We start from the raw sequence: 25100 nt of genomic DNA on the forward strand, positions 1-25100 counted from the left end.
ACCGCTGCTGTGGAGATTATAATTGATCAACCACTGCTAACATAGCCACTAAAGACGCTTCACCTAAATATACGCAGCGCTCAGGAGACCAGCCCACAAAAGGATCGGCTAAATTGGCATTGTCTTTAAATGGCATCTCTAACGTATTGGATAAACAACTGAACGTATTGGCTACCCAGTTAGAACCCACAGTTAAATTCGCTTTACCTGGCTCATCTTTATCGTAACCAAACTCTGTTTGGAAATCAGCACTGGCAATGGTCAATGCACTGAGAAATTGCTGCTGTAATGCGGCCATTTTATCATTGTAGTTTGGTACGCCTTCGCAACCGGCAAGGAACACAAAAGGTAGACCTTCATCACCGTGAACATCGTAAAATAAATCAACACCTGTTTGGTGCATCTTATTGACCACATAATACACCTCAGGACTTTTCTCTAAGCTGGGTGTTTGCCATTCACGATTTAGGTTGGTGCCAACCGCATTGGTGCGTAAATGACCGCGAGCACTCCCATCTGGGTTCATATTCGGCACAATATAGAAATTGGCTTGGTCTAATAAAGCTTTCGAGGTTGGACAATCGCTATCGAGTAGTTGATTTAACAATCCTTCGACTAACCACTCAGCCATGGTTTCACCTGGGTGTTGACGCGCGGTAATCCAAATATTCTTTTTTTCTGGGTTTGCATCACCAATTTTAAGCAAGGTCATGTCGCGGCCATCGAGGGTTAAGCCGAGGTGCTCAAGACTGACTGCAGGATGTAATTGGACTTCACTGATTAAATCTAAATGACGTTCGTAGCTGTAAGGTGCAAAGTAGGCAATTTGAATCGCTTCACAATCTAGCTCAGCTTGGATGGTTAACTTGCCATCGGCATATTGAGTCGGCAATCGGAACCAAGTCTGACGATCATAGCTAGCAACTGCTTGATAATCTTCCCAACCTTTTGGGTAAGATGCGTTACCTGCATTAACAATATTCACGGTATAAGTCTGGCCGACTTCGCCTTCTAAACGAAAGTTAAACCATTGATAAAACTCACCACCGAAATCGGGACGAATGGCGACTTGTATATCGTCATGTTGGTCGAGGTTAATGACGTCAATGTTGCCGCCGTCAAAGTTTGCTGTGATCCGCATTAGGTTATCCTTTATGTGCTTGCACTTATTTTATCGGCTTAATAATGCCTGATTTTATAGGCCCTAGCTTATCAAATGCGGCAATTGGTGGGAACCTTTAAAAGTTAAGGCAGTACCCTTGACCGCGAACAGTATTAATCAGTTCACGGGGTAAATTCCGTTTGCCTAATTTGCGCCGTGTATTACTGATATGCATATCTACATTACGGTCAAATCGTCCTAGTTCCTTATGCAACACCCTTCGCTGTAATTCTGCTTTGCTGATGACATCACCTTGGCGCTCAAACAAATATTTGAACAGTCGGTATTCCGTTTGCGTTAACACTAACGACTTTTCAGCAAAATTAATGGTATAGCACGTATCATCAAAGCCAATATAATCATTAACAGGCTCATTAATCTGCGGGTGGGACCGTCGATGGAGCACATTGAGACGTAGTTGTAATTCGCGGATGTTAATCGGTTTAGCAAGGTAATCATCAGCGCCTAACTCAAACGCTTTAATACGCTCCAGTTCGCTGCTACTGTCTGCTAATGCAATAATGGGGGGTTGGGTTTGTCTTGCAACTAACAGCCAAAAGGAATTCATTTTGGGGACCGAAAAATCGACTAGTATGGCTTCAAGCTGAAGCGTCTCCATTTGGATCAATGCATCAAAGGCATTATTAACCCAGTAAACACTATAACCCTGTTCACTCAGTTGTCGACCTAGGTCACTTTTACCGCAAAGGGTATGTTCTATGAATAGAATATTGTGCATGCTTAACCACTTAATGATAACGATTATTATTAAGATTAGCATATCGGTTTATTCTAAACCAGATTTAATCTGCCTTCTAATTCTTTTCATTAACAAAAAAGGCCTGAATCTTCAGGCCTTAAGACATTTATCACCATAATGAGCGAAACATCATTGCTCTATTTATCTGTCATCAACTGCTTAATGAATTTAACGGGTGCACTACCGTAACTTAAAAACTGTTCATGAAACTGCTTTAAATCAAAATCTTCACCTTGCTTCGCTTTACGTTGCTCACGGAAATCATAAATCTCTCGATAACCCGCGTAATAGCTCGTCAATTGCACTTGGCTTAAGGTGGCACGGCGCCATTTCCCTTCAGCTTCGGCACGTTGTTGGAAAGCTTCATTCTCAAGCAAGTCAAGCACCTCTTGCTCACCCATACCGTTGACTTGAATATTATAATCTAAAATAGTGTTACAAATAACCCGTAGATTCCACTTGTAATACATCAACCACATTTCAGGTTCAAAGTTTCCATAGCCCTCTTCCAGCATCATGCGTTCGGTATACACAGCCCATCCTTCAATCATGGCACCATTACCGAATAGGCTTTTCACTAAACTAGGAGACTGATTTGAAAACACCAGTTGGGTGTAATGTCCTGGGATCGCTTCATGGATATTGAGTACTTGAAGGATCCAATGATTATATTCGCGTAAATAGCTTTCTGCAGACTCATCGCTCATATCATCAAGGGGTGACACATTGTAATACGTATTACCGCCTTGATCATAAGGTCCAGGCGCACTGATGGAAGCACCAGCAAAGCCGCGCATATATTCAGGCGTTTCACGGACAATTAACGGCTTGTTTGGGTCGAGTGTCACCAGTTGTTTATCATTCACAAATTGAATAAGTTGTGGAATTTGCTTACGAACTTCGGCAACAAAGTTTTCACGCTTAACATGTTTGCTGGATAACACATCAATTAACTGACGAATGGCTTGTCTCTCATCGGCAGGTTTAGGGGTATCGATGTACTTTGACCAAATGGTATCGGTGATTATCGCCATTTCTTGTTGAACATGATTTTTATCAGCCACGGCTTTGTTGTACAACTGTTTCGCTGTCATTCCAGACTGAATGTCGAAAGCAAATTTTTCTTCGTATAAGGTTTCACCAATGCGGAAATCTCGGGCGCCATTTTCTGCTAATTTAGTTTCAAGTGCTGTTAACCACTCAATATGTTGTTTAATGGCTACGATTGCCGCATCAAAACGTTGGCTAAATAAGGCTTTTTGATCTGTGCTTAAACCCGAATCAGCGACCTGCAGAACTAACGCGTCTGACAATACCGAAAATGCCCCTTGGTTTTGCATAATCGCTAATTGGGTATGTTCAAGTGTTGGGTCGTTAATATTGTTTCGTGCAGCGTCATAATAGGCTGGAACATTTTCAAGACGGGCAATCACAGAGATTAGGCGCTCATCTAACGGCGCAAAATCCTCATTGATGATTTGCGCAAACCCACCTGCAACATTGTAATTAGACGGATCCCACTGCCAACCTTTAAATCGAATAATGTCCCACTGCATCGACTCCATTAAATTGGTCAGTAACCTATAATCGATTAACTCATTAGCTGATAATGATTGTGGGTCAAATTGAGCCAATGCCGTTTGCTGGTGTTTAACGAAAGCCAAGGTTTTATCGCGGCCAGCTTTATTAGGGATCTCTAAGTAGCCGTCGTTAACATGCTTACCTCTGTATAGCGCCCATGTAGGTGATAATACCCACAACTCATCGATAAACTGTTGTGAATATTGATTAAAAGTTAACTTTTCCGCAACGGTTGTTGTGCTCGCCTCAGCAGTAACCGCATTGGGTGTAGCACTTTGTTGAGTTTGGCTATCAGTACAGCCAATCAGTCCGGCTAAGGCGAAAGAAACCACCAAAGGAAGTAAGGCTTTGTTCATTTTTTATCCTTAAATTGTTATTATTTTAAGTGCGTATGGGCAGGTAAATTTTATCCTATTACGATGTGAAATAGTTAATCATGTCCATCACTTTTTTGCATCAACTTGACATCTTTTGTGACATATAATCTAGCGCATTTACCCAAAAAGTGCAGACTAAAAAGCGGAATTCGTCACATGGCAGTGTCCACAACAAACTAAAAAGGTCTCAAGCATGCACCCAAAAAAGCGGAATATACATTCCGCTTTAATCAAAAATCAAATAATAACTGAGTTAACCTATCACCAGATCAACTTACACATTCCATGGATTGGATTTGTTACCTTTAGGCGTTATCGGTGCTTTAGCGGTTTTAGTCTTTCTTAAGTCCGATGAAGCCGTTTTCGACTTGCCTAAACTGAGTGTGGGTCTGTCGGTATCTGATGTCGATTTATGTTGACGACTCTTTGGCACAAAATTCAATACCGAAATAGGAATGGGTTTAGAGGGTGCAAAGCCGGCTATTTCTTTACGTTCAATTAAATGACCTAACCGACTTTCAATCATGCACAGGTTTTTAAAATCATCATTAGACACAAAGGAAATCGCTTCACCCGCTGCCCCCGCACGACCGGTACGACCAATACGATGAATATAATCGTCTGCTGGATAAGGTAAGTCATAATTAACTACACGCGATAAATCATCAATATCAATACCACGCGCCGCAATGCCGGTAGCCACAAGGTATTTAATTTTACCGGTTTTAAAATCGGCTAAAATTTGCTCCCGGACGGGTTGGCTTCGACCACCGTGAATACATTCAGCGCTAATATCACGCTTTTCAAGTTGGCTGACCAATTTAGCCGCACCTTGCTTAGTTTCAATAAATATCAGCGCTTGGTTCCACGCTTCGGTGTTAATTAAATGGCTCAATAAAGCTGACTTTTTGTCTTTATCAACGGTGGTCAGCCATTGTTCAATTTTAGGCGCTGAATCACGATCGGCAATCACCGAAATTTCTACCGGACGCTTAATCGCCGTTTTAGCTAGTGCACGGACTTGGTTTGATAAGGTAGCGGAAAATAATAAACTCTGGCGTTCAGAAGGTAGTTTATCAATGACTTTATTAATGTCTTCAATGAAACCCATGTCGAGCATTCTGTCGGCTTCATCCAGTACCAACACTTCTACTTCATCAAAGTGCACTGCTCGTTGTGTATATAAGTCGAGCAAACGCCCAGGTGTTGCCACCAAAATATCCACGCCATCTATTAATGCTTGTTTTTGCGGCTTTTCATCAACACCACCGTAAATGGCAAATGATGTTAATGGTAAATTCTTAGCGTACTGCACAATATTGGCTTGTATTTGCACAGCGAGTTCACGGGTTGGGGTTAAAATTAACGCCCGAATACGTTTTTTACGCTGCATTTCACTGTCGGCTAAGCGCTCTAATATTGGCAACACAAAACTTGCGGTTTTACCGGTACCCGTTTGCGCAGCGGCAAGTAGGTTTTTACCGGTTAAAATAACCGGAATAGTTTGTTGTTGAATAGGTGTTGGTTGACTGTATCCCACTTCATGTAGGGCATTGACAATCGCGTCGCGTAATCCAAGTGTCGAAAAAGGCATGAAAGTGGGTCTCAGTAGTAGAACAAGAATAAAGCATTATAGAGGCTGCGCCTAACAAGCGCTAACACCTAGTGATATAAAGATAGGCTAGATAAAGGCATGGCAGACAACGATGAAATGAGGCGCCATTATGGATATCTGCATATTAGCTCAAAACACAAATGAAAAAAGACGTCCGAAGACGTCTTTTTTCATAATATGGCGGTGAGCGAGAGATTCGAACTCTCGTTAGGGATAAACCTAAACACACTTTCCAGGCGTGCGCCTTCAGCCACTCAGCCAGCTCACCAATTTTTGACTGACTTTTAACCACACCATAAAAGATCAGGTAAAAGCCAGTTATTAATTTTTTTCGTGTTGAGTGCGTATAGCCTGCACTCTACAACATAAACACACTTGTTTGCACGTTTGGGTTCAATTCGTATTGAACAACAATACCCGCTGTGTTGCTAATCGAGGCGTACTTTACGCAAATGCTGATAGCGGGTCAAGCTAAAAAACCCCACTATCAAGTGTTTGCACAAATGCTCAGCAAATTATGTCTTATCTACCCCACTAAGGTAGGGAAAAGTCCTTTAACGCCAGCCGCGATGACTTCAATGCCTAAAGAGAGCATTAGCAGGCCCATTAAACGGGTAATGACGTTAATTCCGGTTTTGCCCAGTAATTTAAACAGTACTGGCGCCATGCGAAATAAACCCCAGCTTAAAATCCCTAAGGTAATAATGGTGCAAAACATGCCAACGAAGTTCATCGTATTGTTGTGCTCTGCCGCAAACACAATCACCGCACTAATGGCACCGGGTCCGGCCATTAGTGGCAAGGCTAATGGCACGACAGCAACAGACTCCATGCCCGAAGACTCACGGTCTTCTTCTTGGTTGCGTTTCACTTCACTGATCTTACCTTGCAACATCGACATCGCAATAATACAAATCAAGCTACCACCTGCAATACGAAATGCAGACAATGAAATACTGAACATACTAAGAATATGCTGACCCGCTATCATAGTGATTAATAAAATCACTACCACTGCAAAGTTGGCAACCCGATTAGTATGTCGGCGCTCAACTTCAGTTTGATGGCTGGTTAAGCTAACAAATACAGGCAATAACCCAACAGGGTTAATGATGGCTAACAGTCCTAAAAAGAACTTAATATAAAGCATAAAATCCACTAACTACACCCTCTTGTTATTACCTGATTTAAAGCTCGGTTATGAGGGCGCTAATGTAGCTGAAACCCAGAGGTTTCCCAAATGAAATTTTTTATCAATAAAGACGTGTTTTCCTATACAAAAACTAATGTGAATATTAGCACCTTCATTTTACCCCGGTCCTTCTAATTAACGACCTCAATGGCCAAACCGTCATTTTATTCCATAATAACGCGCAATTTTACCGCAAAGCGATTACTTAATCCGCTTTAATCAATTATAAATAGCATTAAATGTGCTTAACACACATAAAAACCAAATGTTAAAAGGCCTCTTTTGATGAAAAATACTAACATCAAGCTGATAATACATCTCAATAAAGACCCCAATAATTTAAGCCAAAATCATTGCCGGCCTCATCATCATTATTATCGCCGATATTGTTGCCATTATCGTTACCAAAAATAACATCCATATTGGCATCTATCTCGTTGTCAACATCACTGCCGACTCAATCATCAAAACCGGCTTAAATCTGCTCATTAATATCATCAATTAAGTGAACATCATCGCGTGGGTTATGACTCAAGATGCAATTGATTAGGTGAGAGACAAAAAAAGAGATGTTGCCAATGGCAACATCTCTTTTTTTAACCGAACTCTTTATTGGATCAAGGTGGAGACGTTTATCACAAGGCGAGCCTTAGCTCATCAATAGAAAAACGATCCTGAACGCTTGGGTGAACTATTTGGCTGTCCAACGATCCATCCAACCGAGAACATTCTTGTACCATAGCTGTAAGTTATCTTGATTTAAGATCCAATGGTTTTCATCTGGGAAAACCAATAACTCAGATGGAATGCCTTTGCGTTGCATAAAGGTGAACGCAGCAAGACCTTGACCATAAGGTACTCGGTAGTCTTTTTCGCCGTGGATGACTAACATCGGCGTTTTCCAGTTTTCAACATAATTCACTGGGTTAAATTTTTCATATAATGCTTTGTTTTGATCGTACGGACCACCAAATTCATATTCAGGGAACCATAACTCTTCAGTGACATAGTACATAGAACGCATATCAAACAAACCAGCATGATCAACTAAACACTTGAAGCCATCATTCCATTTCCCCTGGAACCAGTTCATCATATAACCACCGTAAGAGCCACCTAACGCACAAGCATTGTTAGCATCTAGCCAAGGTTGCTGCGCCGATACGGCTGCCATGCCCTTTTTAAGATCTTCAAGGGGTTTGCCGCCCCAATCTTTACCAATGGAGTCAGTGAACGCTTGACCGTATCCAGTAGAGCCATGGAAGTCGACCATAACCACACCGTAACCCGCACCAGCCCATAATTGTGCATTCCAGCGGCTGCTGAAACTGTTACCAAATGAACCTTGTGGGCCACCATGTACCAGGTAAGCAATCGGGTATTGTTTACCTTCTTCATAGTTAACCGGTTTTATCCAGTAACCGTGAACGGTTTCATCGTTCCAACCTTTAAAGTTGAACTGTTGATAATCGCCAAATTTAATCTGCGCCAGTTTGTCTTTGTTGACATGGGTCAGCTGAGTAAGATGCTCGCCTTCCAGTGTCACACTGTATAAATCAGCGGGTTCAACCAAAGATGACTTTTGAAAGAATAACTTGTCATTTACCGCCGCAACCAAGCTATTGCTGCCTTGATTATAAATCGGACGCACATCACCAAACTGAGTGTTAACCTCAAAAATAGTCACTTGACCAACATCTTGAGCTGTTACGTAAAGTGTACGACCGTCAGCGCTGAAATTGAGTGAACTCGCACTACGATCCCACAATGGTGCCACTTCTTTTTCTTGGCCAGTCACATTGTCACGTAACATAATCCGGTTACGATCGGCTTCATAGCCTGGTATGGTCATGGCCAAATAGGCAAGATAACGGCCATCAGCAGAAAACGTTGGCTGGGCATCCCATGCCTTATTGTCTGCTGTTAAATTAACAGTTTCACCGCCGGCAACAGGTACTTGCCATAAATCGTAGTTAGTCGTCCAAGCTTGGTCTTTGCTCGGCGCTTTAGCACTGTAAACAACATATTTGCCGTCTGCAGTGAAAGTGACTTCTTCCATACCTGAAAAGGGCTTAGGTGGCGTTTCAGTATCGCGCCCTTCAGTCACATTAGTGGCTGTGGTAATTTTATTGCCATCAAGTGCGGCGACAAATAAATGATTACGTGCATGGTCTTCCCACGTGTCCCAATGACGCACCATTAGCTGCTTGTATAAACGGCCAGAGGTTTTGCTTTCAGCTTCGGCGGTAAATTTGTCTTTTGAGCATGTTAAGTCTTTACACTCTGGGAATACCCGCAGGGTCATAACAACTTGCTTGCCATCGTTTGACAATTTATAACCGTTAATGTCTAACGGTAACTCAGTAACAGGCATCGCTTCACCGCCATTAAGGGCCAGTTGATACAATTGACTGGTTCCAGTGCGACTGGCGAGGAAATAAATTGATTTTCCATCAGGCGAAAAACTCACATCGTGCTCAGTTCCAGCTGCTGATGTGAGTTGTTTTGGCGTGGCCTTTTTATCGCTTAAATCGAGTAGGTATAGGTCTGAATTGCCCTCGCCTTTATCGTCGACCACTTTTACGCCGTACACCATGGTCTTACCATCATTTGATACGGCCGCTGAGTGCAGCTTATTTAAATTAACCAGTTGCTGAACATTAAAGGCTGCGGGCTCAGCCGCATAAACTGATGTTGCCATGCCTGCCGCAACCAGTGCGAATAATACAGAAGACTTTTTCATTATTATCTTGTCTCAGTTGTTTAAATAAAACATGAGTTCGCGTTGAGTCAGCTACTAAGCAAATTTCGCGTAATCATAAGATGTGTATAGCAGATTAACCAAAGCAAAACGCTCAGGCAACAGACCTTTTGTAAAGAGCTGTAAACCCGAGCGTTTGATCACATTGACACACTGACTAATAACATCAGCATCAACATACACTCAGTGTTGCTTATGGCTTATTATGTTGCTTTGCGTTAGCAATATTAATTTTCCAAATCGCCGGTCCGGTTTCATGCGCATTGACACCATTGGTATCAACGGCCACCGTCACCGGCATGTCTTGTACGTCAAACTCGTAAATGGCTTCCATACCAAGATCTTCAAATGCGACCACTCGAGATTTCTTAATTGCTTTAGATACAAGATAAGCTGCGCCGCCAACGGCCATTAAGTACACGGCTTTGTGTTTCTTAATTGAAGCAACGGTTTCAGGACCACGCTCAGACTTGCCAATCATGCCCATTAGGCCTGTTTGGTCTAACATCATGTCGGTGAACTTATCCATACGGGTTGCCGTAGTTGGGCCTGCTGGGCCAACAACTTCATCGCCGACAGGATCAACCGGACCGACGTAATAAATAAACTTACCGGTAAAATCGACACCTTCTGGTAAGCCTTCACCAGAATCAAGTAACAGTTGAATACGTTTATGGGCGGCATCACGACCAGTAAGCATTTTACCGTTTAATAATAAGGTATCACCGCTGTTCCATGTTTCAATTTCTGCCTGGGTAACCGTGTCTAAGTTGACCCTGTGAGTGTTCTGACCCGCTTCACGCGTAATTTCAGGCCAATCAGACAATGATGGAGGCACTAAATCAACCGGGCCGGTGCCGTCTAAATGGAAATGAACATGGCGGGTTGCAGCGCAATTGGGGATCATCACCACAGGTTTAGAGGCTGCATGAGTCGGTGATGATTTGATTTTAACATCAAGTACTGTGGTTAACCCGCCTAAACCTTGCGCGCCTATGCCTAAATTATTTGCTCGTTCAAAAATATCTAAACGCAGTTTTTCTTCTGTGGTTACCGCGCCTCGTTCCATTAATTCATGAATATCAACGGGATCCATTAAAGATTCTTTAGCCATAACCGCCGCTTTTTCAGCGGTGCCACCAATACCTATGCCCAACATGCCAGGAGGACACCAACCAGCACCCATAGTGGGTAAGGTTTTTTCTACCCATGCGGCAATGTCATCAGACGGATTAAGCATGGCCATTTTTGATTTATTTTCAGACCCCCCGCCCTTAGCGGCTATCATCACTTCAACTTGATTACCGGCGACCATATCGATATGCACAACAGACGGGGTATTATCTTTGGTATTTTTACGCGCGCCAGCAGGATCTGACACTATTGATGCACGTAAAGGATTATCTGGATTAGAGTAAGCACGACGGACACCTTCATCGACCATCTCTTGTACTGTCATGTCGGTTTTATCCCACTGAACCGACATACCAATTTTAACAAAGCTAGTGACAATTCCCGTGTCTTGACACAAAGGGCGTTTACCTTCGGCAGACATACGCGAGTTAATCAGAATTTGAGCAATCGCATCCTTAGCTGCGGTGCTTTCTTCACGCTCATACGCCTTGTTCATCGCATCAACGAAGTCTTTGGGATGGTAATAAGAAATATATTGTAATGAATCTGCAATACTTTCAATAAAGTCAGCTTGTTTAATAACAATAGTCTGACTAGACATTGTAGAATGAGATGTTGTATTCGTCGACATATGGTGTGCTCCAGCAGCCATTGCGGCCTAACATGTTTATTATTTTTATTTAAGACCAATATGATACTCTTTTCATCCTTTACGGGCTAGATCACATTTTAGATAAGGGCTATCGATGTCTGCGCGGGCAAGAAACGCACTCTTTATGAAAAAACTGGCTTGGGAAATAGACACTAAGCAGCTATTTTCACTCTTTCGCGACCAGCCATGGGCGATAATACTCGACTCAGCCAACGCTGCGCACCAAGATGCACAAGTCGATATTATTGGGTTTAATCCTATCGCGACCTTAACCAGCAATGACGGTATATGTCAATTTACCGCCAAACATCCAGCAATCAACGCGCTCAATATTGATATCGATCATGATACTAGCCCTTTTGATACCTTAGCACAGCTGCATGCTCGTCTATATCCATCCGCTCAAGCCAGTCAGCATACTTTTAGTGTGGGTGCCATGGGCGCTTTTGGTTATGATCTTGGCCGTAGTATTGAAAAATTGCCCTATATTGCGACTAAAGATATTCACCTTAATGATATGAATATTGGCTTTTATGACTTCGTCCTCATTTATGATTATGCCGATAAGTCTTGGTATGCCTACCATTATGATGGCTTAGACGCACTTGAGTATGAGTTGAATTTAATTCAATCAAAAATACAAGCTGACCTCGAAGAGGCGATTAATCCACATCATTTTCATTTGACAACGCCGTGGGTTAACCAACTTACCAGTACACAATATCAACATAAGTTTTCTCGAATTCAGCAGTATTTACTCAGTGGTGATTGCTATCAAATCAATTTAACCCAACGATTTGAGGCTCAATATCACGGTGATGAATGGCAAGCCTATTGCGCTCTATCCCGAGCTAATCAAGCGCCTTTTTCAGCATTTATGCGCCTTGAACATCATTGCATACTGTCTATTTCGCCGGAGCGTTTTATCAAACTTAACGGCCAGCATATTGAAACTAAACCGATAAAAGGCACCTTTCCTCGCCATCATGATCCGCTTTTGGACCAACAAGCGGCTCAAGCGTTACTATCGTCTGAAAAAGATCGCGCTGAAAACGTGATGATTGTCGATCTATTGCGAAATGATATCGGTAAAGTGGCCGCGCCAGGCTCGGTTAAGGTGCCAAAATTATTTGCCATTGAAAGCTTTCCAGCGGTGCACCATTTGGTGAGCACGGTGACGGCCACACTTGCAAAGCATAAAACTGCGTTTGATTTGCTTCAAGCCGCCTTCCCTGGTGGCTCAATTACTGGTGCCCCAAAAATACGCGCTATGGAAATCATTGAAGAACTAGAGCCATCAAGACGAAACCTATATTGCGGTAGCATCGGCTATATCAGTCAAAACGGTAATATGGATACCAGTATTACCATCCGCACATTAGTTACCGAAAACAACCGACTTTATTGTTGGGCCGGTGGTGGCATTGTTGCCGATTCAAATGGCGATGCCGAGTATCAAGAAAGTTTTGATAAAGTCAGTAAAATATTGCCTTTACTGACCAGTCTGAACCAATTTAAGTGATCTCAGCTCAAGTTAAGCGATGGGGTAAGTAAGTTAATATCAGATTATTTAACACAAATTTGCCATTTATTTGCTAACAAAGATGTTTTCACCTGTTAATAGCGAGTCTATGGCAAGTCAATACAAGGTCGTAGGCAAGACAAAAGGTTGTTTGATAACCTTTGTATAATTCCCTATTGAGGTTAAGTACAAGTTGAGGTTAAGTATTAATTCGATAGAGCAAACTTATTTTACTGCTAATCTGCAACGATATTAGCAATAGCGATAATTCAATTAGCGAAATAAACGTTACTCAGTGGTGCGCACTAGCAATGACTTGGGCGGATGAAACCGAGTTACAGCCTTACCAACGAGCGCACAACATAAACATAGTATCAACCTATGTTGACCAACATAAACACTGTGATGACGGGTATCTGCACTTGTAAGTTTAATAATCAACAACACCGATACCCAGTACGCCAGCACTTATAACAACGGGTGAATAACAGATGTTTACCCCAAAGTGGATAATGTTCTCGACCAATCCGGTATTAGTGTACGCCTGTGGATTTATCTAATACTGACAGCCGAGCCTAACTTATACCTAGCTTAAGCTATTGAATAACTTCCATCTTGAGGCGGACTTAATTTGATTGCATAGTACATGAGTGAATATTTGATTGAACCCTTAAAAATTATTGAGCATTCGTTCAATTTCTGTTTAAATAAGCTTCTTACTGAATAAGGAGTTCATATGATTAAATTTTACTTTCACCCTGGCCCTAACCCAATAAAAATTGCTCTGTTCCTCGAAGAAACAGGACTTGAGTTTGAACTCGTGCCTGTGGATACCTTAAAAGGTGAGCAACACTCTGAGCAATATCGCGCCATAAACCCCAACAGCAAAACCCCAGCCATTGAAGACAATGGCGTAAGAGTGTTCGATTCGAATGCAATACTGTTATACCTTGCCGATAAAACAGGTCTATTAGCTGGATCGCCTGAAAACCGTGGTGAGCTGCTGTCTTGGTTAATGTTTATTGCCACAGGTTTAGGGCCTTATTCTGGCCAATGTGTCCATTTTACCCATCATGCTCCTGAAAAAATTGATTACGCAGCAAACCGTTATAGACGTGAAACGCAACGTCATTACGAGGTACTCGATGCACATCTTAACAACCGTGACTTTATCGTTGCTGATGAATTAAGCATTGCCGATATTGCTGCCTGGGGCTGGGTTGATCGTATTGATTTTGTATTAGGTGAAGATGCACTGGCTAGTTACCCTAATGTTCAACGCTGGTTTAACCTTATCAACAGCCGCCCTGCGATAGCGCGTGCCAGAAATATGGGCAAGGATATTGAGTTCAAAACTGAATTCGATGAACAAGCCAAACGCTCATTCTTCCCCCAGAACTATGCTGTTGATGCGAAATAGGCTTGCATAACCTAAGATTAAAACATGGCTTGTGGATTACCGCTTGTGTTCACACGCCTTGTTTTGTTAGTAACACTCATCATTGATCTATAATCTATGTTGTCAGCCCGCGATCAGGTCGATGGTATTGTGCTACAACGCTCTGTTTACAAAAGCATAATACTCACTAGGCATGTAGACTAAGCGTATAAGTCATGAATACAACTTGTTATTTTTATCCATTTAGCGACGAAATCACTTGTCCTTGCAGCAGTATTTTCCTACTGTTATTGCAAATGATTATCAATGAGGTTACTCATGAACACCCATCTTCAACATCAAATCAACCAATGGCTTAACAACGATCCCGATCCTCACACTCGCTCACAACTGCAAACGCTGATTGATGCGGGCAATGAAACTGAGCTAACGGCACGCTTCGCCGGCCGTTTAGCCTTTGGCACTGCCGGGCTTCGCGGTGAAGTCGGTGTTGGCCCAATGGCCATGAATCGCTTGGTTATTCGCCAAACCACGGCGGGTCTTGGCGCTTATTTACTCGAGCAGATAAGTAATGCCGCCGAGCGCGGTGTGGTGATAGGTTACGACGGTCGCCATGATTCGTTAACGTTTGCCCATGATGCGGCCAGTGTATTAACGGCCATGGGCATCAAAGTGCGCTTAACCCATAAGGTTGCCGCCACGCCTTTAGTTGCCTTTGGGGTAAAGCATTTTAATGCTGCAGCAGGCATTGTCGTAACAGCCAGCCATAACCCGCCACAGTACAATGGCTATAAAGTCTATTGGGAAAATGGCGCGCAGATTATTCCACCCCATGATACTGGGATTGCCGCCCAAATTACCCGCGCAGCAACCCAAGCGATCCCGTTTTTAGCGCTAGCGGATGCCATCAAACAACAAACACTTACTTGGTTGCAAGACGATTTCTACCAGGCTTATCGCCAAGGGATTTTTGATGCCAAAGAGCTGCAACATCGAAATGGCCAAGATAAAGTCAGTTTGGCTTACACCGCAATGCACGGTGTCGGTGCCGACATGGCTGAAGCCGTGTTAAACGATGCCGGGTTTACCCAAGTGTATTCGGTAGCGGCTCAACGTGAACCTGATGGTGATTTCCCTACGGTCAATTTCCCTAATCCAGAAGAAAAAGGCGCCATGGATTTAGTGATTGCCGAAGCGAAGAAACACAATGCGGTGCTCGCTTGCGCTAATGACCCAGATGCCGATCGCTTTGCTGTCGCCGTTCGCACTGAGCCTGGCCAATACCAAATGCTGACGGGCGATCAAGTCGGTGTGCTCTTTGGCCATTATTTACTCAACCATGCACCTAAAAATCAACAACTCACCGGCACCACTATTGTGTCATCAAGTCTGTTGTCTAAAATCGCCGTTGAATTTGGCACCCAAAGCTATACCACGCTGACAGGCTTTAAATGGCTGATGAACGTCGGTATTGCCATGCACCAAGCTGACAAGCAGTTTTTATTCGCTTATGAAGAGGCGCTCGGCTACACCATAGGTAATTTAGTCTGGGATAAAGACGGCTTATCGGCTTTAGTTGCCTTCGCACAGCTAACGGCTGAGCTAGCCATCAATGGCCAAACCATCTGGGACAAACTAGAACAGATTTATCGCCAACACGGATTTCACCTTAATGCACAAGTCAGTATTGCACTTAAGGCGGATACACCCAATATTGGCGCGTATTTGCGTGAGCACCCACCGATAAACATTGGTGAATATTCAGTGGTATCGACCGATGATTTAAAAAGTCTTCAGCGTACTAGTGCCGACGGCAGCCAACAAACCATTGATTTACCCAGCAGCGATGTATTGATTTATGCCTTAGAAGGAGGAGCACGAGTGATTGTTCGGCCATCTGGCACTGAACCAAAAATTAAATGTTATTACGAAGTGGTGGAAACAATGACACCAACAGACACTTGGGCGTCAGCAAAAGATCGTGCTGAAAAAGCCATGAGTGCCTTTATAAAAACCCATCAAGCTAGTTTGCCAAGTTAACTGACTCATTAGACTATTAAGCTCAATTAACAACTCGTTTGTTATACGCCTGTTACTATAGACAGGCGTTTGTTTTTGTTTGTGGTGAATTGTAAACATGATGAATCTATTAAACAATTTTACTAGACCAGAGTGTCATGAGATATGACTGATTGGACTAACTCCCCCTATGTTAAAGCCATCTAAACGTCTGCGAAAATGTTCTATAATGTTACAAAAATTTATTATAACGTTATGACAGGATTGCTAATGTACAAAAGTCTCGTTTCTTTGGCCATTGTTGCCAGTATTTCAACTCCAGCAGCCATCGCTGCAGAGGAAAGTCAAAACCTAGAGCGCATTCAGGTGATTGGCTCTCGGATCGCATTACGCACAGCAACTGACAGTGCAACACCCGTCGATATCATTACCTCAGAACAACTCGAAGCCACTGGTATTACTGAAACCGCTAAGGCATTACAGTTTGCGGCGCCAAGTTATAGCTTTCCGTTTTCGTCCATTACCGATGGCAGTGATGCGGTTCGCCCAGCAAGCTTACGCGGCATGTCACCCGATCACACCTTAGTCTTGGTTAACGGCAAACGTCGCCATGGTTCTGCATTGGTTCACTTAGGCGGTACGTTAGGTAAAGGTGCATCAAACGTTGACTTAAATGCCATTCCGATGACCTCGATTAAGCGAATTGAAATTTTACGTGATGGTGCTTCTGCGCTTTATGGTTCAGATGCCATTGCTGGCGTGATTAATGTGGTCCTTAAAGACAGCGCCGAGGGTGGCAGTATTGCCGCCCACGTTGGCCAAACCTATGAAGGTGATGGTGAGCAAGTTCGATTAGGGATTAACCAAGGGTTTAGTTTCAGTGATGACGGCTTTGTGAACGTCTCTTTAGAAGCGCATCAGAAAAATTCAACTAACCGTGCTGGTCTCGATCCACGGCAGCAATACCCGACTCTAGCGGATGGCAGTCCAGATCCACGTGAAGCGACATTCGATCGAAAAAATCATCACGTCGGCGACAGTGACGTTGATAACTACGGCTTGTTTTTTAATGCGCAACAAGGATTGGATACCCAAGGTAAGCTTTATGCCTTTGGCGGGATCACTAAGCGCAGTTCGACTTCAGGCGCTTTTTATCGTCGCGCGCTTGATTCACGTAACGTAACCGAAGTCTATCCAGACGGATTTTTACCGCAAATTAGTCCAGAGATTATCGATTATTCTTTAGTGACCGGTTATGAGTTTGAACTGGGTCAATGGGAAATCGATACTTCTGCAGGTTATGGCAGTAACAGCTTTGAATACAATGTTGAAAACACCATTAATGCTTCGCTTGGCCCTGATAGCCCAACAAGCTTTGATGCTGGCACCCTGTCGACCAGTGAGTTGAACCTCAATCTAGATGCCTCCAACTATTACGACTTTGTCAATGACTCTGACTTATTAGTGGCCATGGGCGTCACATGGCGCGAAAGTGGTTACCAAATTGAAGCTGGCCAAGAAGAATCCTATATTCAAGGTGATTACCAAGATAAGTCTGGCGGCAGTCAGGGATTTGGTGGCTTTACCAAAGAGTCGGAAGTTGACGAGAGTCGCACCAATCTCGGTCTGTATATTGAACTTGAAAACCAACTCAGTGATTATTTTTATTGGGCTGCAGCGGTTCGCTATGAAGATTATGCCGATTTTGGTAGCAACACCAGTTGGAAATTATCCGGTCGTTATGAGTTAACCGATAATCTGGCGTTACGTTTAACCACTGACACCGGTTTCCGCGCACCCAGTGTGCAACAGCTTTATTTTACCAATGTATCAACCTTCTTTGATCCAGATCCGATCACTGGCGAGTTTGTCCCAAGAGAGTCAGGCACCTTTAACCAGTTATCGCCGGTAAAAGCTGAGCTGGGCATTCCCGATCTTAAAGCAGAAATATCACATTCCTACAGTGCCGGTATTGTTTACACCAGCGAGAATGGTTTTGTTGTGACCTTGGATGCTTATCAAATCAATGTCGATGACCGGATTATTTTATCTGGCGATATCGACAAAGAAAGTTCAGCGGTAATTGCCTCTATCCTTGAGGGCACCAATGCGGACTCCGCGCGATTTTTTATGAATGCTGTCGACACTCAAACCCAAGGCGTTGACTTAGTTGTCACTCAAGGTATTAATCTTGGCGAATATGGCGATTTGAAAGCAAACCTTGCTTACTCTTATAAAGAAACTGAAATTGAGTCGATTAGGTTACCGTCAATCCTCAATGGCTTAGAAGATCAGTTATTTGATCGTATTGAAGTCATTCGCATGACGGAAGCGAATCCAAAAAATACCGCTAATATCGGCTTTACTCATCATTATGATGACTTCAGCACCAATTTACGTTTCAGCTATTTCAGTGACTATACTGTGGGTTATTCATCCAGTGAAGTGCAATATGATGCCAGATGGACTACCGATCTGAGCACGCGTTATCAAGCAACGGATAATCTGGCTGTCACCTTAGGGGCCCAAAATCTGTTTGATACTTATCCAGAAAAACGTCCTGAAGACAATAACTTTAACGGGATATTTGTATACCCGCTCACCAATACCCCATTTGGGTTTAATGGTGGTTATTATTACTTAGATCTACGCTACACCTACTAGACTCATAGTCAGTAACATCGGACTGTATCTCTAAAGGCAACAACGGTATTAAAATAGTCATGATGACTTAGCGCAAAGATTATCGACATAAAGCGTTCAGTCATTCATAACCTGAAGTTGCCGATGAAATACAAAAAAGCCAATCGAGTTTGATTGGCTTTTTTCATGGCTTAATGTTGCTGTTTTTACTATCGATAGAACTAACATTAGTACCAATAACAGCGACCATCATAGTGCTAACAATAACGCTCAACATAACGCTAATAATAGTGCTAATAATAGGAGCAATAATAGGGTCAATAATAATGCTAACCGATAGCATTAAAGATGATAATGCTATTAGCTCGCAGGTATAACATTACCCAGTTCGTTAGCCTAGATGGTGACTAATCATTTCAATTAGTCACATATAATTTTTCAATATACTCCTTGGCGACCTCATCCCAGGTAAATCGTTGTTTGGCGGCATTGTGCTTCACCTGTTGCCAAGTATCGCTACCCAATAATTGGACCACTTGGTTAAATCGTTCAACCAAGGCCTGACCCTGTGAGGCCAACGTTTCGCCATTAAACACCCAACCACTGACATTATCTTCAACCGTATCGTAAAGCCCACCCACACCATGAACTAAACAAGGTTGTCCTACCCGCATTGCGAGCATTTGACTGATCCCGCAAGGTTCAAATGAACTGGGCATTAAAAATAAACTGCCACATTGATAAAGCTGTTCTGCTAACGCTTCATCATAACCATGTAAAAACAGAAAGTTATCATAACGCGCGGCAGTTGCTTGCATCATTTTAGCGATATGCAAATCGCCGCTGCCTATCATCAGGAAGACACCATCCGGTTGCAGCTTTTTAAGCGATAGCAATATCGCGTCCAACACCGTTTTTGCTGAGGAAAGACCTTGAGGATCGCTAAATGGCTGCAATAAAATCAACACTTTTTGTTCCGTTAACCGGCCGACAGAGGTCAGTAAAAACCGCTCTGTCTCATCCTTAATCTGAGCCGGTTTTAGCGCCAATGAGTCGCTCAACAGCGCATGTTTATACTGACCAATACGCGCTAATGCCATTGCGTCGATAACACTGAGGTTAATGGCTTTCGCTTGCCATTGAATAACGGTATTTTCAGCTTGGAGCAATAAATCTTTATAGCTGGCTTTATGTGCATCAAAGGCAGAAATGGCCTCATCATAGACGCAGCCATTAATAATCCCGACTAAATTGCCTTGCTGATCTTTAGTCGCTAGATCATTTTCCAATCCTTCGCCACCGAAAAAACCTTTGTGATGATCTGAAGGCTTTAACACCTCTTGCGCATAAGTGGGAGACACTAAATGCACTTTATCGCTCAGCACAATACCCATTCGCATCGGATTAATACAATTGCTGTAGCGAGGATCGAATAAGCTTTCTTTGGCGATAGGGTCTAATTTGTCAATGTATTGTGGAAACCAATGGCCAAACGACGACTCATCGCCACTAAAGGGGCGGATCCCTTGTAAAGCCAAATTGTGGATGGTAAACACGCAAGCCAAAGATTTCAATCCAGCAAAATCAACCACGCAACCTCGAAGCATTGCCACCATAGCGCTGTGCCAGTCGTGCAGATGTAATACATCCATGCGCGGCAATATTTCCCGCACTAAACTGGTGGCGACACAGAGGGAAAACAGGGCAAATTTGGTCGCATCTTCGGCAAAAGGTCTGTCGACCGAACCGTTACAGTATACTTGGCCTTGATGATTAAACAGCGGATGATCAAATAGATAAATTTGCGCTATTGAGTCGTCAAACTTATCTTGGTCCACAGTCACTATGGCGTCTTTGTGTTGCGGTCTTGGCAACCGATACACGGTAACGGAATGACGTTCACCGGCAAAATCAACCTCAATATCAGCCAAATATGCAGCACGATATTGTTGGGCTAAAAAGCCGTAATTAGGCATAGCAACATCGGCTATCACGCTGCATTGTGCTAACGCTGGCGGTAAATCGCGGATAACATCCGCCATGCCACCAACCTTGGCGCCGTGCAGTGCATCATTTTCTGCTGCCACCAGCAGTACTCGTTTTATACTCACTGAACTCATTAACGATCCTTATTATTAACCAACAGGTAAACCCAACATTTTACGTGTCACTAAGGTAATACCTTTTTCTGATACCCTAAAGCCCCTCGCTCGGTCATGATCGTGATTATATCCAATCACCATGCCTTCAGGGATAATACAACCTCTATCAAGAATGGCATTTTGGATTTTACAATGCTTTAATACCACCACATCGGGCAATAGCACAGAGTCTTTCACAAACGAATAAGAACATACACGCACTTCGTTAAATAACACACAGCGTTTCACTTTCGCGCCCGAGATAATACAGCCACCAGCGACGATAGAATCTACCGCCATACCGCGCCTATCTTTATCATCAAATACAAATTTAGCCGGAGGAAGTTGCTCCTGATAAGTCCAAATAGGCCATTTAGCATCATACAAATTCAATGGCGGTGTCGGTGCCAATAATTCCATATTCGCTTGAAAAAATGAATCTAAGGTTCCTACATCGCGCCAATAAGCTGGCTCATCAGGGACGGCACTGGAAAAAGGGAACGCAAACACATTGTGTTTTTCAATGATCGCCGGGATAATATCTTTACCAAAATCACGGTCTGATTTTTCGTTGTTGGCATCTTTTTTCAATTGGTCGAACAAAAACTGAGTATTAAACACATAATTGCCCATCGAGGCTAAACACTTTTCCGGATCATTGTGCGTCGGTTTCGGATGAGCCGGCTTTTCTTCAAACCCAATTACCCTATTCGTGCTATCGACCTCCATCACCCCAAAAGCACCAGCGGCTTCAGCTATCGGGGTTTCTAAACAACACACCGTCATATCGGCACCTGATTCAACATGGGCGGCTAACAAGCCTGCATAATCCATGCGGTATATGTGATCGCCCGATAGGATCATCACGTACTTAGGCTTTTCATGACGAATAATGTCGATATTTTGAAATACAGCATCTGCAGTACCCTGATACCAGTTCCCTGATGTTCGCTGTGATGCCGGTAAAATTTCAACCGACTCCCCGAGCTCCTTTTTAAAATGACCCCAGCCACGAGTCACATGTCGAATTAATGAATGTGACTTATATTGTGTCACCACTCCTACTCTACGTATTCCTGAGTTGATACAGTTCGATAGTGGGAAATCGATAATGCGATAATTACCGCCAAAATATAACGCCGGTTTAGCGCGCCGGTCGGTTAATTCATGCAACCGTGAACCTCGCCCCCCCGCCAAGATAAGCGCATAGGTATCACGAGTTAAATTACTAATATAACGAACATTACTCATAAGTAGACTCCATTTGGTTATCAAACATAGCCATCAACAAATACTAACTGATCAACGACCTACCTTGTTTTCGGCATTACACCGCCATCCTTGTATTACTTTTTCATCCAGATTTCATCGCGGTAGCCCGCTATTGTGTTGTCGCTTGAGAAACGTCCGCTAGCAGCGGTATTTCGGATACTGATTTTTTGCCAACTATCTTGATCAAGATAGGTCTTTGCCACCTGCTCTTGTGCCAAGCAATAGCTGTCAAAATCAGCGGCGGTCATCCATTGATCATTGGAGTCAAGAACCGAGGCAATAATGTCATCGAAAATACCGGGTTCGACCAAATTAAAATGACCACTTTTTAGCATGCTCATCACTCGGTTAAGGGCTTTTGAATGTTCGATAATATGTTGAGGTTGATAATCAATTCGAGCTTGTGTCACTTGCTTAGCATCTAAGCCGAATAGGAAGAAATTCTCATAGCCGACTTCTTCGAGCATCTCAATATTGGCGCCATCTAACGTGCCAATAGTTAAGGCGCCATTCATCATAAACTTCATGTTGCCAGTGCCTGAGGCTTCTTTACCCGCAGTCGATATTTGCTCAGATAAATCGGTACCCGGACATATTTTTTCCATGGCACTAACATTGTAGTTGGGTAAGAAAGCCATCCGTAACAATGGCGACACCAGAGGATCGGAGTTAACCATATGGGCAACATTATTGGCCAACTTAATGATTTGTTTTGCCATGGCATAACCTGGCGCCGCCTTACCACCAATCAACACACAACGAGGCACCATATCTTGTGTGTCCCCATTGAGGATACGGCGGTATAAATGGATAACATGTAAAATATTCAGTAGCTGGCGTTTGTACTCATGGATACGCTTAACTTGCACATCAAACATCATCAGTGGGTCAAATTCGACACCGCATTGTTGTTTAACGAATGCCGTTAATGCTTGTTTATTTTCGAACTTTATTTGCGCCCACTCTTTAACAAACGCCTTATCACTGGTAAAAGCATTAAGTGCCGTCAGACGAGATAAATCGTTGATCCATTCATCGCCTAAACGACGGCAAATTAATGAGGATAATTTAGGATTACAATACGCAAGCCAACGCCTAGGAGTAACACCATTGGTTTTGTTATTAAATTTATGAGGCCACAATTGGTAAAAATCCTTAAACAGCCCCTCTTTGAGTAATTGTGTATGCAAACCCGCCACCCCATTAACCGAAAAACAGGCGACAATCGCTAAATAGGCCATACGAATATGCTGCTCTGGGCCTTCTTCAATAATCGACATATTGGCCAGCTTTTGAATATCTCCCGGCCAATGGTGGGCGACTTGTTCTAAATAGCGCGCATTAATTTCGAAGATTATTTCAACAATCCGTGGCAACATATTTTTCATCATTGGCACTGACCAACGCTCTAATGCTTCGGGCAGTAAAGTATGATTAGTATACGCCATCGATTGGCTGGTGATAGCCCATGCTGCGTCCCAACTCAAGCCATATTGATCAAGCAAAAGCCGCATTAACTCAGGGACCGCAATGCTCGGGTGAGTATCGTTAAGCTGTAACACGTTATGCTCATTAAACTGGCTGAAATCCTCACCAAATTGACTAACGTAACGAGCCAGTAAATCTTGCAAACTGGCTGACGATAAAAAGTATTGTTGCCTCAACCGTAATTCTTTGCCATTAACACTCGCATCATTGGGGTACAACACCATAGTAATTTGTTCAGCCAAATTTTTGGTCGCTACCGCTTCGGCGTAATCGCCTTCGTTAAACTCATCTAAGTCAAACTCATCATTGGCTTCGGCTTTCCATAATCTCAACGTGTTAATTCGACCATTTTTAAACCCTGGGATCGGCATGTCATAAGGGACGGCTAATACATTTTGGGTCTCGGCCCAAACATGGTGTCGATGTCCCCGCTTATCAAGATAGGTTTCGGTATGACCAAAAAACGGCACGCTAACGATACGGTTGGCGATCCGAACTTCCCATGGATTACCATGACGTAACCAACGATCTGGACGTTCAACTTGATAGCCGTCGACAATTTTTTGCGCAAACATACCGTATTGGTAACGAATACCATAACCGGTCACCGGTAAGTCTAAACTGGCACAGCTGTCTAAAAAGCAAGCTGCTAGTCGTCCAAGTCCGCCATTGCCTAATCCTGCATCTTGCTCAACTTGTTCAAGATCTTCTAAGTTGGTGGCATAATCGGACAGTACTTGCTGTGCATCAGCGGTAATGTCTAAACTCAATAATGCATTACCTAAGGCTCGACCCATCAAAAACTCAAGCGATAAGTAAGCCACTTGTTTTTGTTGATATTGATTGTCTTTTATCCGCGTTTGACGCCAGCTATCGAGCATTTGCTCTTTAACGCTGTGCGCCACGGCATTAAAGAGTTCATGTTTTTCATGCTCATCTCGGCATAACCCATAGCGAATATGTCTGGCTAACGATGCCGATAAACTGTCGCAAGGTTCACAAGGCTCGGCGTGTGAGCTGGCCGTTATGTCAGCGGCGTTAGATAATTTAGTAGATAAGGTCTCAGCGTCAGCTTTGGCCTTACTGCTGGCCTTGCTGTTGGCTTTGCTTCTACTCGCACCGGCAGACGCTTTATTAACACTGGCACTATCTTTCGCTGTAGTCATCAATTGCTCCTGGAAAATTCAAATTCAGTATGAAATAACATTAAACTGCGACTCATTAAGCTAACGTGCTGTCTGGCATCAACCACAGGCTCACTGTCTTTCGCTGTAGTCATCAATTGCTCCTGGGAAATTCAAATTTAGTATGAAATAACATTAAACTGCGACTCATTAAGCTAACGTGCTGTCTGGCATCAACCACAGGCTCACTGTCTTTCG

14 protein-coding genes and 1 tRNA gene are annotated in these 25100 nt (G+C 43.2%); 4 read left to right on the forward strand and 11 right to left on the reverse strand.

Going from position 1 to position 25100, the window contains the following annotated elements:
- Window positions 1–16: 16 nt before the first annotated feature.
- The 8 genes from AAEZ00_RS01805 to AAEZ00_RS01840 all read right to left on the reverse strand — a co-directional run bounded on the left by AAEZ00_RS01805 (window position 17) and on the right by AAEZ00_RS01840 (window position 11213).
- Window positions 17–1141 (reverse strand): M14 family metallopeptidase, encoded by a 1125-nt coding sequence (locus AAEZ00_RS01805; RefSeq protein ID WP_101031172.1) that lies wholly within the window; start codon window positions 1139–1141, stop codon window positions 17–19.
- Between the two features lie 97 nt (window positions 1142–1238).
- On the reverse strand, window positions 1239–1901 hold the full coding sequence (locus tag AAEZ00_RS01810) for a response regulator transcription factor (protein ID WP_124013077.1): 663 nt from the start codon (window positions 1899–1901) through the stop codon (window positions 1239–1241).
- Window positions 1902–2059: 158 nt separating this feature from the next.
- A complete protein-coding gene (locus tag AAEZ00_RS01815) occupies window positions 2060–3859 on the reverse strand; it encodes a DUF885 family protein (protein ID WP_351088167.1) in 1800 nt (599 codons plus the stop codon).
- A gap of 295 nt (window positions 3860–4154) precedes the next feature.
- Window positions 4155–5474 carry a DEAD/DEAH box helicase gene (locus AAEZ00_RS01820; RefSeq protein ID WP_124013075.1) on the reverse strand — a complete coding sequence of 440 codons (1320 nt, stop codon included), beginning with the start codon at window positions 5472–5474 and terminating at the stop codon, window positions 4155–4157.
- Between the two features lie 199 nt (window positions 5475–5673).
- Window positions 5674–5763: transfer RNA gene (locus AAEZ00_RS01825), tRNA-Ser, on the reverse strand.
- A gap of 258 nt (window positions 5764–6021) precedes the next feature.
- Window positions 6022–6645 (reverse strand): YchE family NAAT transporter, encoded by a 624-nt coding sequence (locus tag AAEZ00_RS01830; protein WP_283107320.1) that lies wholly within the window; start codon window positions 6643–6645, stop codon window positions 6022–6024.
- A 733-nt stretch (window positions 6646–7378) separates the two neighbouring features.
- The gene (locus tag AAEZ00_RS01835; RefSeq protein ID WP_124013074.1) at window positions 7379–9430 is read right to left on the reverse strand and encodes a dipeptidyl-peptidase 5; all 2052 of its coding nucleotides are present in this window, start codon (window positions 9428–9430) and stop codon (window positions 7379–7381) included.
- Between the two features lie 211 nt (window positions 9431–9641).
- Entirely contained in the window at window positions 9642–11213 is a 1572-nt protein-coding gene (locus AAEZ00_RS01840; protein ID WP_372491424.1) for a fumarate hydratase, read from the reverse strand.
- A gap of 115 nt (window positions 11214–11328) precedes the next feature.
- Here AAEZ00_RS01840 and pabB point away from each other — a divergent pair, with 115 nt between their 5' ends.
- The 4 genes from pabB (at window position 11329) to AAEZ00_RS01860 (ending at window position 18838) form a co-directional block, all read left to right on the forward strand.
- Entirely contained in the window at window positions 11329–12756 is a 1428-nt protein-coding gene (pabB, locus tag AAEZ00_RS01845; RefSeq protein ID WP_124013073.1) for an aminodeoxychorismate synthase component I, read from the forward strand.
- 736 nt (window positions 12757–13492) lie between these two features.
- Window positions 13493–14176, forward strand: coding sequence for a glutathione S-transferase family protein (locus AAEZ00_RS01850; RefSeq protein ID WP_101031157.1), 684 nt, complete (start codon window positions 13493–13495; stop codon window positions 14174–14176).
- 297 nt (window positions 14177–14473) lie between these two features.
- Window positions 14474–16195 carry a phospho-sugar mutase gene (locus AAEZ00_RS01855; protein ID WP_101031155.1) on the forward strand — a complete coding sequence of 574 codons (1722 nt, stop codon included), beginning with the start codon at window positions 14474–14476 and terminating at the stop codon, window positions 16193–16195.
- A gap of 249 nt (window positions 16196–16444) precedes the next feature.
- Window positions 16445–18838 (forward strand): TonB-dependent receptor plug domain-containing protein, encoded by a 2394-nt coding sequence (locus AAEZ00_RS01860; RefSeq protein ID WP_124013071.1) that lies wholly within the window; start codon window positions 16445–16447, stop codon window positions 18836–18838.
- 395 nt (window positions 18839–19233) lie between these two features.
- Here AAEZ00_RS01860 and AAEZ00_RS01865 read toward each other — a convergent pair whose 3' ends face one another.
- The 3 genes from AAEZ00_RS01865 to AAEZ00_RS01875 form a co-directional block, all read right to left on the reverse strand.
- Window positions 19234–20937, reverse strand: a complete 1704-nt coding sequence (locus tag AAEZ00_RS01865) for a glycogen synthase (protein WP_124013070.1) — start codon at window positions 20935–20937, stop codon at window positions 19234–19236.
- 15 nt (window positions 20938–20952) lie between these two features.
- Entirely contained in the window at window positions 20953–22209 is a 1257-nt protein-coding gene (gene glgC / locus AAEZ00_RS01870) for a glucose-1-phosphate adenylyltransferase (RefSeq protein WP_124013069.1), read from the reverse strand.
- A 95-nt stretch (window positions 22210–22304) separates the two neighbouring features.
- Window positions 22305–24884 carry a glycogen/starch/alpha-glucan phosphorylase gene (locus AAEZ00_RS01875; protein WP_124013068.1) on the reverse strand — a complete coding sequence of 860 codons (2580 nt, stop codon included), beginning with the start codon at window positions 24882–24884 and terminating at the stop codon, window positions 22305–22307.
- Between the last annotated feature and the right edge of the window lie 216 nt (window positions 24885–25100).

Source organism: Shewanella sp. S1-49-MNA-CIBAN-0167 (assembly GCF_040310145.1).
Taxonomy (GTDB): domain Bacteria; phylum Pseudomonadota; class Gammaproteobacteria; order Enterobacterales; family Shewanellaceae; genus Shewanella; species Shewanella psychromarinicola.